The sequence below is a fragment of the Shewanella sp. KCT genome (assembly GCF_007636505.1).
GTDB lineage: Bacteria > Pseudomonadota > Gammaproteobacteria > Enterobacterales > Shewanellaceae > Shewanella > Shewanella halotolerans.
On sequence record NZ_LVDJ01000001.1, the window covers coordinates 278,742 to 294,086 of the forward strand.

The 15,345-nt window shown below is 55.3% G+C and carries 15 protein-coding genes; 12 read left to right on the forward strand and 3 right to left on the reverse strand.

Annotation, left to right across the window (positions count from 1 at the left end):
• Positions 1 to 11 precede the first annotated feature (11 nt).
• Together AYI87_RS01250 and AYI87_RS01255 are read left to right on the forward strand one after the other, a co-directional pair.
• A complete protein-coding gene (locus AYI87_RS01250; RefSeq protein ID WP_144198912.1) occupies positions 12 to 452 on the forward strand; it encodes a GrpB family protein in 441 nt (146 codons plus the stop codon).
• Between the two features lie 130 nt (positions 453 to 582).
• A complete protein-coding gene (locus AYI87_RS01255; RefSeq protein ID WP_011865508.1) occupies positions 583 to 948 on the forward strand; it encodes a YajD family HNH nuclease in 366 nt (121 codons plus the stop codon).
• A gap of 10 nt (positions 949 to 958) precedes the next feature.
• Here AYI87_RS01255 and AYI87_RS01260 read toward each other — a convergent pair whose 3' ends face one another.
• The gene (locus tag AYI87_RS01260) at positions 959 to 1,204 is read right to left on the reverse strand and encodes a DUF1289 domain-containing protein (RefSeq protein ID WP_144198914.1); all 246 of its coding nucleotides are present in this window, start codon (positions 1,202 to 1,204) and stop codon (positions 959 to 961) included.
• Positions 1,205 to 1,365: 161 nt separating this feature from the next.
• Between AYI87_RS01260 and AYI87_RS01265 the strand changes: the two genes are divergently transcribed.
• The 6 genes from AYI87_RS01265 to oleD all read left to right on the forward strand — a co-directional run bounded on the left by AYI87_RS01265 (position 1,366) and on the right by oleD (position 9,232).
• Positions 1,366 to 2,523 carry a chemotaxis protein gene (locus tag AYI87_RS01265; protein WP_144198916.1) on the forward strand — a complete coding sequence of 386 codons (1,158 nt, stop codon included), beginning with the start codon at positions 1,366 to 1,368 and terminating at the stop codon, positions 2,521 to 2,523.
• A 224-nt stretch (positions 2,524 to 2,747) separates the two neighbouring features.
• Positions 2,748 to 4,034 (forward strand): methyltransferase, encoded by a 1,287-nt coding sequence (locus tag AYI87_RS01270; protein ID WP_144198918.1) that lies wholly within the window; start codon positions 2,748 to 2,750, stop codon positions 4,032 to 4,034.
• A gap of 310 nt (positions 4,035 to 4,344) precedes the next feature.
• The gene (locus tag AYI87_RS01275) at positions 4,345 to 5,394 is read left to right on the forward strand and encodes a 3-oxoacyl-ACP synthase III (RefSeq protein ID WP_011865512.1); all 1,050 of its coding nucleotides are present in this window, start codon (positions 4,345 to 4,347) and stop codon (positions 5,392 to 5,394) included.
• 90 nt (positions 5,395 to 5,484) lie between these two features.
• The gene (locus AYI87_RS01280) at positions 5,485 to 6,357 is read left to right on the forward strand and encodes an alpha/beta fold hydrolase (protein WP_144198920.1); all 873 of its coding nucleotides are present in this window, start codon (positions 5,485 to 5,487) and stop codon (positions 6,355 to 6,357) included.
• 55 nt (positions 6,358 to 6,412) lie between these two features.
• Positions 6,413 to 8,104, forward strand: a complete 1,692-nt coding sequence (oleC, locus tag AYI87_RS01285) for an olefin beta-lactone synthetase (RefSeq protein ID WP_144198922.1) — start codon at positions 6,413 to 6,415, stop codon at positions 8,102 to 8,104.
• 6 nt (positions 8,105 to 8,110) lie between these two features.
• Complete coding sequence (gene oleD, locus AYI87_RS01290) at positions 8,111 to 9,232, forward strand: 2-alkyl-3-oxoalkanoate reductase (protein ID WP_144198924.1); 1,122 nt, start codon at positions 8,111 to 8,113, stop codon at positions 9,230 to 9,232.
• Between the two features lie 31 nt (positions 9,233 to 9,263).
• Here the strand turns inward: oleD and AYI87_RS01295 are convergent, their stop codons facing one another.
• Together AYI87_RS01295 and bioA are read right to left on the reverse strand one after the other, a co-directional pair.
• Positions 9,264 to 9,686, reverse strand: coding sequence for a globin domain-containing protein (locus AYI87_RS01295; RefSeq protein ID WP_144198926.1), 423 nt, complete (start codon positions 9,684 to 9,686; stop codon positions 9,264 to 9,266).
• Between the two features lie 161 nt (positions 9,687 to 9,847).
• Complete coding sequence (gene bioA / locus AYI87_RS01300) at positions 9,848 to 11,188, reverse strand: adenosylmethionine--8-amino-7-oxononanoate transaminase (RefSeq protein WP_144198928.1); 1,341 nt, start codon at positions 11,186 to 11,188, stop codon at positions 9,848 to 9,850.
• Positions 11,189 to 11,337: 149 nt separating this feature from the next.
• Here bioA and bioB point away from each other — a divergent pair, with 149 nt between their 5' ends.
• The 4 genes from bioB (at position 11,338) to bioD (ending at position 15,255) form a co-directional block, all read left to right on the forward strand.
• The gene (gene bioB / locus AYI87_RS01305) at positions 11,338 to 12,390 is read left to right on the forward strand and encodes a biotin synthase BioB (RefSeq protein ID WP_144198930.1); all 1,053 of its coding nucleotides are present in this window, start codon (positions 11,338 to 11,340) and stop codon (positions 12,388 to 12,390) included.
• Between the two features lie 22 nt (positions 12,391 to 12,412).
• A complete protein-coding gene (locus AYI87_RS01310) occupies positions 12,413 to 13,561 on the forward strand; it encodes an 8-amino-7-oxononanoate synthase (RefSeq protein ID WP_144198932.1) in 1,149 nt (382 codons plus the stop codon).
• A gap of 119 nt (positions 13,562 to 13,680) precedes the next feature.
• Positions 13,681 to 14,526, forward strand: coding sequence for a methyltransferase domain-containing protein (locus AYI87_RS01315; RefSeq protein WP_260865043.1), 846 nt, complete (start codon positions 13,681 to 13,683; stop codon positions 14,524 to 14,526).
• A gap of 15 nt (positions 14,527 to 14,541) precedes the next feature.
• Positions 14,542 to 15,255, forward strand: coding sequence for a dethiobiotin synthase (gene bioD / locus AYI87_RS01320; protein WP_144198934.1), 714 nt, complete (start codon positions 14,542 to 14,544; stop codon positions 15,253 to 15,255).
• Positions 15,256 to 15,345 lie beyond the last annotated feature (90 nt).

Consider the following 15,345-nt stretch of genomic DNA (forward strand, 5'->3'; position numbering starts at 1 on the left):
GAGTCGTTGAGATGAGCCGGATCATTGAGGTGCTCGATTACCAAGACCATTGGCCAAGGGTCTTTGAAGCGGAGAAGGCTCTGCTGCAATCCGTGCTGGGCGATGGGGTCATCACTATCGAGCATATTGGCAGTACCTCGGTGCCGGACCTAGCGGCCAAACCCATTATCGATATCTTAGCCGAGGTAGAGCGTTTGGATGTGCTCGATGCGCTCGATGCCAAAAATAGCGAGATTGCCAAGCTGGGTTACCGGGCGCGGGGTGAGCATGGCATTGCCGGTCGGCGTTATTTTCAAAAAGGGGCAGCTCAGCGCAGCCATCACCTGCATGTGTTTCAGTCGGGAAGTATAGAGCTGACTTGCCACCATGACAGCGAGGCTTATATGGCGGCAAAGGCCGGATTTATACAAGAGACGCTGACCCTGGCACTTTGCTGCTATGGCAAGGTCTAATCTCTATGCAAGCTATCGAAATGCAACACATCTTAGTACGATTTGCGCCTTAGATTCCCTTTTGCGGCGACTATGGGTATATTGCCAGTAAATCGAGTCGCCCCATGGGGGCAAGAACAGAGATGAGCTTATGTCTACCCATCAAGGTCAAAGTAAATTAGATAAAGTATTGGCAGAGGCCCGCGAATATAAGGCCAAGCGTGAGTCTGGCTATCGCGAAAAGGCGCTTAAACTTTATCCCTGGATCTGCGGACGTTGTACCCGCGAATTTACCCACTCCAATCTCAGGGAACTGACGGTCCATCACAGGGATCATAATCATGACAATAACCCGAGCGATGGTTCCAATTGGGAGCTACTCTGCCTCTATTGCCATGACAACGAACATGCCAAGTATGAAGAGTTGATCCAGTACGGACCGACGAGTGAGACTCAGGTAGAAGCGGCGACCTATAATCCCTTCGCCGATCTTAAGAATATGATGAACAAGAAGTAAGGCTTAGGATCTACTCATTATCGGCGTCTTGCGCTGCGAGACGCTGCTCCGCCTCTAGCCACTTCTGACGGCTGATGATCTGCTGGTTTTCACCGCTTCTTCCTTGCTGTTTACGCTTGTTCACATTGTCCCAAATCTCTGCCTGACGAGCCTCATCTGCCTGGCCCCAACCGACAATCTCGTCGATGTGGCGAAAACAACCCATACAGATATCTTCTTCGTTCAAGCCGCAGCGGGCTACGCAGGGTGATTGCATCTTAACTGTTTATACTCAAGTTGTGATCTTGGCGGCATTCTAAAGTAGCTAAGGTGAGGCTTCAACCAGGGGCTGTGCTGGTGCGCCTTGGTTAATGGTGCTAGCATCTGGTTATTAGTCATTTAAATTCAAATGGTTGTGAATTTTAACGGGGTATTGTTATGGGGCTGAAATACAGATCTGTCCTCTTGGTGATCGGCATGTTGAGTTTGTCTGCTTGTTCGTTACTGGAAATTAAACTCGAGAGCGGCATAGAGCCGCTGCCGCAGGCACAACTTAACATGCGTGTTTTTAGCCGCGATTTTAGCCACACCTTCTATGCCAAGGTGGAGCAGGGGGCGGATCAGATTGCACTAAACCAAGGCGATGATCTGGCGATTAAATCCAACGTCTTGATGTGGAAGATCAACAGCGAACAGGCGCTGCAGCGGGCGATCTTTCAGGCATCCCCTGTCGCGGCAATGGTGGATACCTGGACGCTGACGGCGCAGATGAGCGCGTTTTTCGAGAGCGGCGCAGGCCAGGCGCTGTTTGGTGAGCAGCAAAGAATCGCCATCGAGGTCAGCAAGGTGTTGCAGGCAGATTTTGAGCGCTCCATAAAAGGCTTCGTAAAGCCAAACGAGTTCGAGCAATATCAGGCCTTTATCTTAGATTATGTGGCGAAGAACCCCATTACCGATCTCAGCTTCGCCCGTCACTCGGCCTTTAACGACTGGCTGGCCTATCGCAATATCAGCGAATTTGAGGCGGTGACAACCTTTGGCACCGTCCCCGAGGTGATGAGCGATGTGTCCGATCGCATGGCGATGATCGCCGAGCAGACGCCTAAGATCCTGGGTTGGAAGGCGGAGCTGTATGCCCTGCATGCCAACATCAACCCTGAGACTGTGCAGCAGACACTGCAGAGCATCAGCGATACCTCGGCCAAGTTTCAGCAATTGATGGCCCAGAGCCCAGAGATGATGCAGACCCTGGCGGTGGATTTACGCCGCGAGCTGACCCCGCTGCTGGCACAGCTGAGCGAGTCCACCGACGACAAGCTGGCTAAGCTCTCCGTCGAGCGTGAGGCGCTGGAACAGATGGTGAAGCAGGAGCGTCTCGCCCTGGAAGAGATGGTGAACCGGCAGCGCGTAGCGGCCGCGGCAGAACTCGATACCATTAGCCAGCATGCGGTCGAGCGTGCCTTTAGCGAGCTGACCAAGACCCTAAAGAGTCTGATCCTCTATCTGGTGCTCTTCTTCGTGGTCTGCTTCTTCGCCCCGTTGGGGCTAGGGGTCTGGCTGGGTAAACGCATGGCGCTTAAAAAGCTGCAGGCTTAAGATGCATATCGCTATCGCTATCGCTATCGCTATCGCTATCGCTATCGCTATCGCTATCGCTATCGCTATCGCTATCGCTATCGCTATCGCTATCGCTATCGCTGTAGCCTAAGTCGCAGCCTAAGTTGGTTGACAATTAACGCCCGGCGGTCGATCATCGCCGGCGTTTGTTTTTAGCCTTATATTTTTGTTGAAGAGTGCCGCAGAAAGTGTCGAGGAGCCAGATGTCCTATGCCAAGCAGTTTACTGCCTTAGATGACCTACTAAGTAGCAGCCGCGAGCTGTGGCAGGTTAAGGCCTTCGAGGCGGAGGCCTTGCCCTGGCAGGAGGAGTTTCCAAGACTCGCCGAGCTGCTCTGGCAGCTTGATGATGAAGAACTCGATAGTCTGGATAGCGACAGCATAGCGCTGCACGCGCGTCTTGCGCCCGCACTCGAGGCGGATCTCGCCGCTAGGGGCATAATCTGGCCCTTGTCTTTACTTAAAACTCTTGCCGCAGGGCTCGCGCCTTCTGATCTAGCACATGCAGACTTCGCAGAGCAGAGCGTCGATGAGGCCTGTGCTGGGCTGTCCGAGAGTGAACTTGGGCATTTTAGCGCCCACATCAAGGGGCGTAAGTGGCTGCAGATCCTCGCCTTCGCCGCGAGAGTCACACCAGGTGATGATGAGATCTTGGAATGGTGCGCCGGTAAGGGGCATCTGGGGCGTCTATTGGCCAAGGGGCAGTCACGCACTGTTGTGAGCCTCGAGTGGCAGCAGGGGTTGTGTGAGGCAGGTTCGCAGTTTGCCAACCAGTGGCAATTGCCCCAGCGTTTTGTCTGCGGCGACGCCCTGTCAGAATCTGCCCAACAGCTGCTTAAATGCGAGCAGCAGGCGGTCGCCCTGCATGCCTGCGGCGAGCTGCATCTCAGTCTGCTGCGCGGCGCGGCCAAGGCGAAAACCCGCGCCTTAGCGGTGGCGCCTTGTTGTTATCATCTGATAAGTGACAGTCACTACCAGCCGCTGTCGAGTCTCGCCCAGAAGAGCCAATTGTTGCTCAGTAAACACGATCTGCAGCTGCCACTGCAACGCTCGGTTATCGCCAATGCCAAGGCGCGGGCGCTGCGCCTTAAAGAGGTGGCCTGGCGCCTGGGGTTCGATAGCCTGCAACGGGATGTGACCGGCAGCTGCCACTACCTGCCGATACCCGCGGTGAAGCAGAGCCAACTGAGCGGTAGCTTCAGGGAATTTTGCGCTTGGGCGGCTGAGCAGAAACAGGTCAAACTGCCCGAGCAGTGGGACGAGGAGCATTATTTAGATAAAGGGTTCGAGCGCCAGCGCCTGACCCGGCGCATCGATCTGGCTGCGCACCTGTTTCGTGAGGCCTTAGAGCTCTGGCTGCTGCTCGACAGAGTCTGTTTCCTGCAGGAACAGGGCTATGAGGTGAGCCTAGGCGCCTTTTGCGATCATAAGGTGACGCCGAGAAATGGATTGATCCTGGCTCGCCTGCCAAGCTGTTCATTGCCAGATTAGAGTCTGCCAGATTAGCGACTGTCAGACTCACGCCCGCAAGATTGGTGCTTGTCTGATTAGTACTGCCAGAGTCGCTTTTTTAGCCACTTAATGAACCAAGAATCGGCTGACGAGCTTTTTAGGCACTTAGCTTCTAGAGAAGAAACCAGCGGGCGCTGTCATAAATTTGCCAATTGATGTCGAAAAAAGCCGCCCTATGGCGGTTTTTTATTGAATCATTCGCCGTTTCTTGCTCAAATGGCGGGTTAACACTGAAAGATAAAAATTGGCCGAATAAGTGCCGATATAATGAGCGAAACAGAACGGTTTCATGAAATATTCTCGCGTTTTTATAAATAGTCTGGCCTATGAGCTGGCACCTGAAGTGGTTTCGACTTCAGAGTTAGAGTCTCGATTAGCTCCCTTGTATCAGAAATTCAGGATCCCTATGGGGCAGCTCGCCGCATTGACCGGGATCCATGAGCGTCGCTGGTGGCCGAAAGGGCATAGATTGTCCGATGGCGCCCTGGCGGCGGCGCACAAGTCTATCGAGGAGACGGGGATAGATGTGGCCGATCTCGGCGCCGTGATCTATACCGGTGTCTGCCGCGATCAGCACGAGCCGGCGACCGCCTGTCGTATCGCCGCCGAGCTTGGGGTGTCTAAGGACACCGCCATCTATGACATCAGCAACGCCTGTTTGGGTGTCCTGTCCGGCATTCTGGATATCGCTAACCGCATCGAACTGGGTCAGATCAAGGCTGGCCTGGTGGTTTCCTGCGAGTCGGCGCGTCATATTGTGGATATCACCATAGACAACATGCTGGCCGAGCCCACGATGCAGAATTATGCCCAGTCGCTGGCGACCCTGACCGGTGGCTCTGGCGCCGTGGCTGTGCTGCTTACCGATGGCAGCCTGCCGCTTAAGAGTGAGCGTCAGCATCAGCTGCTCGGGGCGAGTCACCTTTCGGCGCCCGAACATCATAATCTCTGTCAATGGGGATTACAGGAAGCGGGCACTCAGCTATACCGCGAGTTTATGCGCACCGACGGTGTGGCCTTGCTTAAAGAAGGGGTCGAGCTGGCTCGCCATACCTGGGCGCATTTCCTCGAGCAGCGTAACTGGCTGGTGGAGCAGGTCGATAAGGTAATCTGTCATCAGGTGGGGGCCTCGAACCGTAAGCAGGTGCTGAGCGCGCTCAATATCCCTCAGGAGAAAGAGTTCCCTACCTATCAGCTACTTGGCAACATGGGCACAGTCTCACTGCCTGTGACGGCGGCCATGGCACACGACCAAGGTTTCCTGCGCAAGGGCGATCAGGTCAGTTTCCTCGGTATAGGCAGTGGTCTCAACTGTATGATGCTTGGACTCAAGTGGTAGAGCGCCCTTCATCTTCTTACTGACAGCACAGCATAGGGGCGACGCCGAGGGGCGCCGCCCACTTAACGCATAATCATAACAGGTACCCCCATGCTCGATTCGTTATTTCCTTTTAAACGCAATTACTTAGATCGTAATGGTCACAAGTTGCAATATGTGAATGAAGGCCAGGGTGAGCCCGTGGTCATGGTGCATGGCAACCCGAGCTGGTCTTTCTATTATCGCAATCTGGTGACGGCGTTGAGTCCGAATCATCAGTGCATAGTGCCGGATCATATCGGCTGCGGTCTGTCGGACAAACCAGACGATGCCGGTTACGACTATACCCTGAAGAATCGTATCGACGATCTGGAAGCCTTGCTGGATCACCTAGAGGTGAAAGAGAAGATCACCCTGATCGTTCACGATTGGGGCGGCATGATAGGCATGGGCTATGCGGCCCGTCATCCCGAGCGGATCAAGAAAATCGTGGTGCTCAACACTGGCGCCTTTCATCTGCCAGAGGCCAAGCCGTTTCCTTGGGCGCTGTGGATCTGTCGTAACACCCTATTGGGCACAGTATTAGTGCGCGGCTTTAATGCCTTCTCCTCTATCGCCTCCTATATAGGGGTGAAGCGCGCGCCTATGCCAAAGGCGATACGCGAGGCCTATGTGGCGCCGTTTAACTCTTGGGCGAATCGTATCTCGACCCTGCGCTTCGTGCAGGATATCCCGCTCAAGCCCGGCGATCGCAACTATGAACTGGTGAGTGAGATCAGTGAGAAACTGAGCCAGTTTAGCCAACTGCCTATGATGATCTGCTGGGGGCTCAAAGACTTTGTATTCGACAAACACTTCCTCGATGAGTGGAAGCGTCGATTCCCCGAAGCCGAGGTGCATGAGTTTGCCGACTGTGGTCACTATATCCTGGAAGATGCCAGCGATGAGGTGGTAGCCCAGGTGCAGCAATTTATGGCGCGCTAACTCACGTACTAACGTAAAAACGGTCACGCATTAACGTAAGAAAGGGATAAGGCGGATGTCAGAGACGATTCAAGTCGGCGCCAATGTGTGTCGTCATCTCAACCGGGCGGCCAAAGAGGCCCCCAATGAGTTGGCGGTGGCGGTGCAAAAGGCCAGTGGCGTCTTGAGCAAACAGCTTAGCTATCAAGAGCTGAATTTTGCTGAGCTCGATGCGATGAGCGACATCCTGGCCCACGGCCTGTATGCCTATGGCATCAAACGCGGCGCCAAGACGGTGTTGATGGTGACGCCGAGCCTGGAGTTTTTTGCCTTAACCTTCGCCCTGTTCAAGGCTGGGATAATCCCTATCTTGGTGGATCCAGGCATGGGGGTGAAAAACCTCAAGCAGTGTTTTCAAGAGGCCGAGCCCGATGCCTTTATCGGGATCCCCAAGGCCCACCTGGCCAGACGCCTGTTTGGCTGGGGCAAGTCAAGCCTGACTCACCTGGTGACCGTCGGCGGCAGCAAGCTGTGGGGCGGCACGAGCCTGGAGCAGCTTAAGCAACTGGGGCAATGCAAGGGACCTTTCTCTATGGCTCAGCTCGACTGTGACGAGATGTGCGCCATCTTGTTTACCAGTGGCAGCACGGGCACCCCTAAGGGCGTCGTCTATTCCCATCGCATGTTCGAGGCGCAGATCAGCGCCCTCAAGCATGATTATCAGATAGCGCCCGGTGAGCGGGATCTCGCCACCTTCCCGCTGTTTTCCCTGTTTGGCCCGGCGCTGGGCATGGCCTCGATCGTGCCTGATATGGACGCCAGCAAGCCGATCACCGCCAATCCAAATTACATCTTTGCGGCCATCGAGCGTTATGCCTGCACTAACATGTTCGTCAATCCGGCGCTTATCGAGCGCTTGGGGCTGGCGGGCACTTCACGGGATAAAAAGGTAAAACTTGGCAGCCTGAAACGGGTGATCTCGGCGGGCGCCCCGGCGACCATTGCATCTATTAAGCGTTTCAGTGAGATGCTAACGAGTGATGCGCCGGTGCTTAACTCCTACGGGGCTACCGAATCACTGCCGCTGAGCATGATAACCAGTCACGAGCTGTTTGATACTACCGAAGTTACAGACAATGGCGGCGGCATCTGTGTCGGCAAGCCGATAGATGGCGTCAGCATGCATATCATAGAGATAGATGAGGCCGAGATCCCAACTTGGTCGGCGGATCTCTGCCTGCTAAGGGAGCAGATAGGCGAGATTGTGGTGCAGGGCCCCATGGTGAGTGCCAGCTATTATCGGCGCGATAAGGCCACGGCCCAGGCGAAGATCTTCGATGACCAGGGTCAGCATTATCACCGAATGGGGGATCTGGGTTATCTAGATAATCAAGGACGCCTGTGGATGTGCGGTCGTAAGGCCCACAGGGTTGACTGCAGCGTCGATGGTCAGCCGCGGCGTTATTTCTCTATCCCCTGCGAGCGTATTTACAACACTCACAGCGACATCAAGCGCTCCGCCTTGGTGGGCATAGAGGTAAAAGGGGAGATGCAGCCCTTAATTTGTCTCGAGCTGGAGCAGGGGCTGAGCTGTAGCAACGCTGCAGCGCTTTATACCGAGCTTAGGCTGCTGGGCGAGGCCCATAGCCAGACCCAGGGGATCACCCGCTTTCTGATCCATCCGGGCTTTCCCGTCGATATTCGCCATAACGCTAAGATCTACAGAGAGAAGCTGGCGGTGTGGGCGCAGTCCACCTACAAGGAGTGATCGCCCGTGAGCATCACCAAGCATTCTAATCACACAGACAGCGTGAATCTGCTCCCTGAAGAGCTTGAGGCGCTGACTCAGCTGGCGGGCCTTAGCCGTCATGCCTTGGTAACCGGCGCCGGCGGCTTTCTGGGTAAGGCGATCTGTCAGCGCCTGATAGCGGTGGGCATCGAAGTGACAGGCTTTGCCAGAGGGCATTATCCCGAGCTTGAGGCCATGGGCGTTAACATGGTGAGCGGCGATATCTGCGATCTTGACGCATTGACAGACGCCATGGCGGGCTGCGACCTGGTTTTCCATGTGGCCTCTAAGGCCGGGGTGTGGGGCAGCAAGGAGAGTTATTTTGCCCCCAACGTGCAGGGCTGCGACAACCTGCTTAAGGCCGCTGTCGCCCATGGTATAGATAGCTTCGTCTATACCAGTACCCCGAGCGTGACCTTTGCCGGTGAAGATGAATCTGGCATAGACGAGCGCGCGCCCTATGCCAGTCGTTTCCTTAACTATTATGGCGAGTCCAAGGCGATCGCCGAGCAGAGGGTGACGGCGGCAAACGGCACCTCATTGTCGAGTGCTGATTCTCCCTCTGAAGGCAAGCTAAATACCGTATCCCTTAGGCCTCATCTCATCTGGGGGCCGGAAGATCCTCATCTGGTGCCTAGGGTGATCGCCCGCGCCCGAGCCGGTAAGCTCAAGTTGGTGGGTAAGGCGGATAAGCTGGTGGATACCATCTATGTCGGCAACGCGGCCTACGCCCATATTCTGGCGGCCCTGACCCTCAAGCAAAACCCGCAGCAGTGCGCCGGAAAGTGTTACTTTTTGAGTAACGATGAGCCCATTACCATGAAGGCTATGCTCAACAAGATCTTGGCCTGCGCCGAGCTGCCCAAGGTCGAGAAGCGGGTACCCGCCAGCGTCGCGTATCTGGCCGGCGCCCTGTTAGAAGGGGTCTACGGCCTGCTGGGGAAGCGCGATGAGCCCATCATGACACGCTTCGTAGCCAGACAGCTCTCTACCAGTCACTATTTCGACATCTCTGCGGCCAAGCGCGACCTTAACTATCGCCCCTTGGTTTCGATCGATGAGGGAATGGTACAGTTAAGCGACTGGCTGAAGCGGGAAAAAGTATAAGATTAAGATAGGCGAGATGCTGGCAGCCTGATCAGGATGCCGCTTCCTGCATGGCGGCAATCATCACCTTGGCAATCTCATCGTAATAACTTGACCAGGCCTGCTCGATAGCCGGGCTGGATGCGTCTCGCAGACAATCCTGAATCGACAGCAACAAGGCGGCGTGCACCACCTCAAATTGGCTGATAGTGACGCCGTAATCCAGATGCTTTCGTCCCAGCTCCTCTAGCTTAGGCTTGACCTCATTGAATTGATGTACCTTGGCGACGGCCGTGGTGATAAGCTCGTTGAAATGATACTCGAATACCGGCCGCTCGCTCTGGAACATGGGACGGATCAAGGGCGCCATGGCGAACAGGCAATCGTAGAAGTGCGAAGCGAAGTTACTGTTTTGCCGATTGATCTCGGCAAAGGATTTTTGAATAAGCTGTTTTTGCTCGTCGGTGAGAGGCATAGCTTTCCCGGTTTTCTGAGTTGAGCCTGTCGAGTGCGATTCGATGGAGCGCCAATCAGCGCGCTGAGACTTAAGCGAATCGGCACGCCTTGGCTAACTATAGCTCAGCGGGAGTTGAAGGGCGCAATCTTGTGCCCTTGAAATTAGAAAGGAAAGCTGGGTTACCCGTGGCTGATAAAGCCCGCGTCATCGCCGTTCGATGCTTTCGCATTAGCCCAGGCGATGGCGGCGACCTCCAGCATCGCCTGGGTGAGGCGGCTAAGCTGCTGCGCGCTAATGGTGTAAGGCGGCATGATATAGATATAGCTCGAGAAGGGGCGAACCCAGACGCCGCGATCCACAAAGGCCTGTTGCAATGCTGCGGTATTGACGCTGCGGGTCATCTCTATCACGCCAACGGCGCCCAAACAGCGCACCGCTTTTACCCCGTCGATTGCGCTGGCGGCTGCTAACTCCTGTTTCATCTGCCGTTCGATGGCGGCTACCTGCTCGGGCCACTGGTGTTGATTGATCAGATCCAGGCTGGCACTGGCGGCGGCGCAGGCCAGCGGGTTACCCATGAAGGTAGGGCCGTGCATGAAGACGCCGGAGGGGGAGTCGCTGATCCCCAAGGCCACCTCGTCACTGCACAGGGTGGCAGCCAGAGAGATGTAACCGCCGGTGAGCGCCTTACCCAGACAGAGAATATCCGCCTCAATACCTGCATGCTGGTAGGCAAACAGTTTGCCGGTGCGGCCAAAGCCTGTGGCTATCTCATCTAAGATCAACAACACCTTGTAGCGATCGCACAGGGCACGCAGTCCTTTCAGATAGTCGGCACTGTAGAAATGCATGGCGCCGGCGCCTTGCATGATAGGCTCTATGATAACCGCCGCTATGGTCAGGTGATGGGCTTCAAGCAGCGACGCCATCGCCTCGAGATCGTCAGCTATCAAGTTTTCACCGAAGGGGGTCTTGGGGGCAGGGGCAAACAGCTGCTGAGTCACCGCCTCGCCAAACATGGTATGCATGCCGCCTTCGGGATCGCACACGCTCATCGCGGCAAAAGTATCGCCATGGTAGCCATGCTTTACCGTGAGTATTCGCTGCTTGTTTGGCGCGCCGCGTCCCTGCCAATATTGCAGTGTCATCTTCATCGCCACCTCGACGGCAATCGAGCCCGAATCGGCCAGAAACACCTTGGTAAGATTCTCGCTGGTCATGGCAAGCAGCTTCTTGCTCACCGCGATGGCGCTGGGGTGGGTGATGCCGCCAAACATCACATGGCTGAGGGTCGATAGCTGTTTCTGCATCGCCTCCAGAATATAGGGGTGGCCGTAACCGTGTACACAGGCCCACCAGGAACTGGTGCCATCGATCAGGCGTCTGCCATCTTCCAGGATCAATTCACACCCCTCGGCCGACACCACACCATAGGCAGGAAGGGCCTGAGTCATGGAGGTGTAGGGGTGCCAGATATGTTGTCGGTCGAATTGATGGTCGATCTGAGAGTTAACAGACATAAAAAATCCTGATTAATTTTTAACCGTTAGTAAACCGGTTTAACTGGTTGGCGTTGACAGATTAAGGCCTAAGGGTATGCTAAGCAAGATAAATGTCGCCGGAAATCAAGCATTCCGGCTCAAAATAGCAACTTGAAGGTTGGTAATCAATGTCCGAAATAGCCTTACGTCACGATTGGCAACGTGATGAAATTGAAGCACTTTTTGCGCTACCTATGAATGACCTGCTGTTTAAGGCCCATAGCATTCATCGCCAGCATTTCGACCCTAACGAGGTGCAGATCTCACGCCTTCTGTCGATCAAGACCGGCGCCTGCCCAGAGGATTGCAAGTACTGTCCTCAGAGTGCCCGCTACGATACCGGCCTTGAGAAAGAGCGACTGATTGAGATTGAGAAGGTGCTTACCGAGGCCCGCGCCGCCAAGGCCGCCGGGGCGTCACGCTTCTGTATGGGCGCCGCTTGGCGTAACCCCCACGAGCGTGACATGCCGTATCTGAAGGATATGGTCAGCGAAGTGAAGGCCATGGGCATGGAGACCTGCATGACCTTGGGGATGCTTAGCGAATCCCAGGCCAAAGATCTGGCCGACGCAGGACTGGATTACTACAACCACAACCTGGATACCTCGCCAGAATACTATGGCGATATCATTACCACACGTACCTATCAGGACAGGCTCAACACCCTGGATAACGTGCGCGCCGCCGGCATGAAGGTGTGCTCTGGCGGTATCGTCGGCATGGGCGAGCAGGCGAGCGATCGCGCCGGGCTGTTACAGCAATTGGCTAACATGGCTAAGCATCCCGAGTCTGTGCCCATCAACATGTTGGTGAAGGTTGCCGGTACCCCATTTGAAAACTTAGAGGATCTGGATCCGCTAGAATTTGTGCGCACCATCGCCGTGGCGCGTATCGTGATGCCATTGTCACGGGTCCGCCTGTCGGCAGGGCGCGAGAAGATGACGGATGAGCTACAGGCCATGTGTTTCTTTGCCGGGGCGAATTCCATCTTCTACGGCTGTAAGTTGTTGACCACGAGTAATCCGGAAGAGAATGAAGACATGACGCTGTTTAAGCGCCTTGGGCTTCATCCCGAGCAGGGTAAGGCGGGCACGGTCGAAGAGGATAAAGCGGTATTTGCCAAGGCGCAGGCCGTTAAAGACAAGGCCTCACAGCCTTTCTACGATGCGGCGGCGCTTTAACTCGTCCAGCGAGTAAGTCCATATGAGCCGGCTTCAGCAGAAAATCGATGAAAAGATGCAGCGCGCGGAACAAAGCGGGCTGCTCAGGCGTCGTCAGCAACTGACTCAGTCGGTTGGCGGTGCTAACCGTTTAGTGCATCAGGGAAGCATCAAGCATAACTTTGCCAGCAACGATTACCTGAGCCTGAGTCAATCGCCTGAGCTTATCGAGGCGCTAGGTGAGGGCGCGAGATTATACGGCGTCGGCAGCGGGGCCTCGCCCTTGGTCACAGGTTATAGCGATGCCCACGCGGCGCTCGAGCAGGCGCTGTGCGAGGCTACCGGCCATGAGGCGGCCTTGCTCTTTAGCAGCGGCTTTAGCGCTAACTCTGCCTTGATGAAGACCTTGCTGGACAAGGAGAGTGTGGTGGTGGCCGATAAGCTGATCCACGCCTCCCTGATCGACGGCCTGCTGGAAAGCGGCGCCCAGTTAAAACGCTTCGCCCATAACGATTTGGGCGCTGCCAAGCGACTGGTGGAAAAGCTTCAGCCGCTGGTGGTGGTGACCGAGAGCGTCTTCAGCATGGATGGCGATATGGCGCCCATAGATGAGCTCTACGAGCTGACACAGGCAAATGATGCCTGGTTGATCGTCGATGATGCCCACGGTTTTGGCGTCCTGCCCCTGGGCGGGCACAACAGGGTCGATGCCAGCTGCTGTGATATTCAAATCGTCACCTTCGGTAAGGCCCTTGGCTGCCAAGGTGCGGCGATTTTAGGCTCGCGCGCCTGTATCGATTTTCTGGTGGCCCACGCCAGGGACTATATCTATTCCACCGCCCTGTCGCCAGCCAGTGCCCATGTGGCCCTCAAGGCGGTGAAGTTGATTAAAATCGGTGAGCGCAGAGACAGATTGGCTCAGGTGATTGAGACATTTAAGCTGGCCGCAAACGCGAGGGGGCTTAGGCTGCTTGGCAGTCATACCCCGATACAGCCGCTGGTGGTGGGGGATATCGATAAGCTTGCCAAGGTCAACCGTGAACTAAAGGCCGCGGGCTTCTGGGTGGGAGCGATTAGGCCACCGACCGTGCCTCAGGGAAGTGCCAGGCTCAGGATCACCTTAAATGTGAATCATACCCAGGCAGATATCGAGGCCCTGGCCGATCAGCTGCAGCAAGCCTTGCGAGATTAAGCGGCATTTTATTTTTCCAGAGGAAGTCTGATTCTGTGTGTAGTGAATTAGCCAAAGATGTGCCTACGAATATGTCGAGTAAGATGCCAAGCCCAATGCCCAGTTCATTGCCAAGCCTAATGTCCAATTCAGTGCCAAGCGAAGTGCAGAATGTGCCGGGTAAAGATTGTATGAAAGAGGCGATTAGTGAAGACAAGATAGCGCGGCAGTTCTCCCTGGCGGCTAAGCACTATCAGGAGCATGACAAGGTGCAGCGTCTCAGCGCGCAGAGGCTGAGGGCCAAAGTGGCGCCCGTCGGACGTTTGTTAGATATCGGTTGTGGTCCAGGTACAGATTTTTCCGCGGCGCCAGGTCTTAATGAGGTGCTGGGGCTGGATATCGCCCCCGGTATGCTATCGCAGATGCTCGAAAGTTTTCCTGGCTACAAGGCGCTGTGCGGCGATGCCCAGGCGTTGCCCCTTGCCGATGCCAGCATAGACACCCTTTACTCAAACCTTGCGCTGCAGTGGTGCAGCGATATTAATACGGCCATAGGTGAGCTTGCCAGGGTGCTTAAACCCGGCGGTCGATGTCATCTTGCCATCGTTGTCGATGGTAGCCTTTCTGAGCTCGATGCGCTCGGGCTCAGGGTCAACGCATTCGAGCAAGCCCAGACGGTGCTTGATGGCTTTAGTGATTCCCATTGGCAAATTGAGTACCAGTCGGTAGAACCGCTGCGGGTGCATTTCGACGATCTTAAGACGCTGCTCTATTCCATCAAGGGGGTTGGCGCCTCTGCCGCCATGGGCAGCGCTGTCTCCCAAGGCTCAGATGATACCCATGGCTCAGTAAGTAAGCCGCTACCTAGGCTTCGTGGGCGTCAGGATTGGTTGGCCCTCTGTGAGCGCGCCGAGGCAATGCGTCAGCCAGAGGGACTTCCCTTGACCTATCAAATCTTATTTATTCATGCGAGCCGCAGAGGCTAGTTAAGGAAAGGGTTCATGCGTTATTTCATCGCCGGCACAGATACCGACAGTGGCAAGACCTTGGTGGCTTCCTCACTCCTCTATCTGGCGAGCAAGCAAGGTAGCACCTTGGGGGTAAAGCCCATCGCTTCAGGTTGCGAGCAGACCTTAGAGGGGCTGAGAAACAGCGATGCCCTGGCATTGATGGCCCAGTCTAATGTGAAACTTGCCTATCACAAGGTGAACCCCTTTGCCTTTAAGCCTGCCATCGCGCCCCATATCGCCGCCGAGCAGGTAGGCGTGACCCTTAATGCGGATCTGGTCACGGCTCACCTTGAGACGCTACCATTTGATGAGGTGGATTTTGCCTTGGTTGAGGGGGCGGGTGGCTGGCGTCTGCCGCTTAACCATGCGCTTCGCGTTCAGGGTAAGCTCAATCCACAGGCCTTTCTGTCCACAGTGGCAATCGATCTGCAGCTGCCGGTGATCTTGGTGGTTGGGGTCAAGCTGGGTTGCCTCAACCACGCGCTGTTGACTCAAGAGGCGATTCAGGCCGATGGGGTAAAGATAGCTGGCTGGGTGGCAAACTGCGTCGATCCCGAGATGCAGGTAACAGATGAAAACCTCTCGGCGCTTACTGCCTTGATGGACGCGCCATGTCTCGGTGTCATCCCACATCTTACTGAATGTTCTAGCCAAAACGCCGCGCAATATTTAGAGCTTACCAAGCTGGCGCCCGGTCAAGGTTAGCCAACTCTCGTATCAATAGCGCCTGTTGAATGAGAGCCTTTGATTAACAAAACACCACTCTCTGATTACTGGAGGAATTATTAATAAAGA

Bases quoted from the DNA above. Each gene is read 5' to 3' on its own strand.
- AYI87_RS01280 (WP_144198920.1), top strand. From the start codon at position 5,485: ATGCTCGATTCGTTATTTCCTTTTAAACGCAATTACTTAGATCGTAAT.
- AYI87_RS01260 (WP_144198914.1), bottom strand. From the start codon at position 1,204: ATGCAATCACCCTGCGTAGCCCGCTGCGGCTTGAACGAAGAAGATATC.
- AYI87_RS01250 (WP_144198912.1), top strand. From the start codon at position 12: ATGAGCCGGATCATTGAGGTGCTCGATTACCAAGACCATTGGCCAAGG.
- AYI87_RS01265 (WP_144198916.1), top strand. From the start codon at position 1,366: ATGGGGCTGAAATACAGATCTGTCCTCTTGGTGATCGGCATGTTGAGT.
- bioD (WP_144198934.1), top strand. From the start codon at position 14,542: ATGCGTTATTTCATCGCCGGCACAGATACCGACAGTGGCAAGACCTTG.
- AYI87_RS01255 (WP_011865508.1), top strand. From the start codon at position 583: ATGTCTACCCATCAAGGTCAAAGTAAATTAGATAAAGTATTGGCAGAG.
- AYI87_RS01295 (WP_144198926.1), bottom strand. From the start codon at position 9,686: ATGCCTCTCACCGACGAGCAAAAACAGCTTATTCAAAAATCCTTTGCC.
- AYI87_RS01275 (WP_011865512.1), top strand. From the start codon at position 4,345: ATGAAATATTCTCGCGTTTTTATAAATAGTCTGGCCTATGAGCTGGCA.
- AYI87_RS01270 (WP_144198918.1), top strand. From the start codon at position 2,748: ATGTCCTATGCCAAGCAGTTTACTGCCTTAGATGACCTACTAAGTAGC.
- bioA (WP_144198928.1), bottom strand. From the start codon at position 11,188: ATGTCTGTTAACTCTCAGATCGACCATCAATTCGACCGACAACATATC.
- bioB (WP_144198930.1), top strand. From the start codon at position 11,338: ATGTCCGAAATAGCCTTACGTCACGATTGGCAACGTGATGAAATTGAA.
- AYI87_RS01315 (WP_260865043.1), top strand. From the start codon at position 13,681: ATGTCCAATTCAGTGCCAAGCGAAGTGCAGAATGTGCCGGGTAAAGAT.
- AYI87_RS01310 (WP_144198932.1), top strand. From the start codon at position 12,413: ATGAGCCGGCTTCAGCAGAAAATCGATGAAAAGATGCAGCGCGCGGAA.
- oleC (WP_144198922.1), top strand. From the start codon at position 6,413: ATGTCAGAGACGATTCAAGTCGGCGCCAATGTGTGTCGTCATCTCAAC.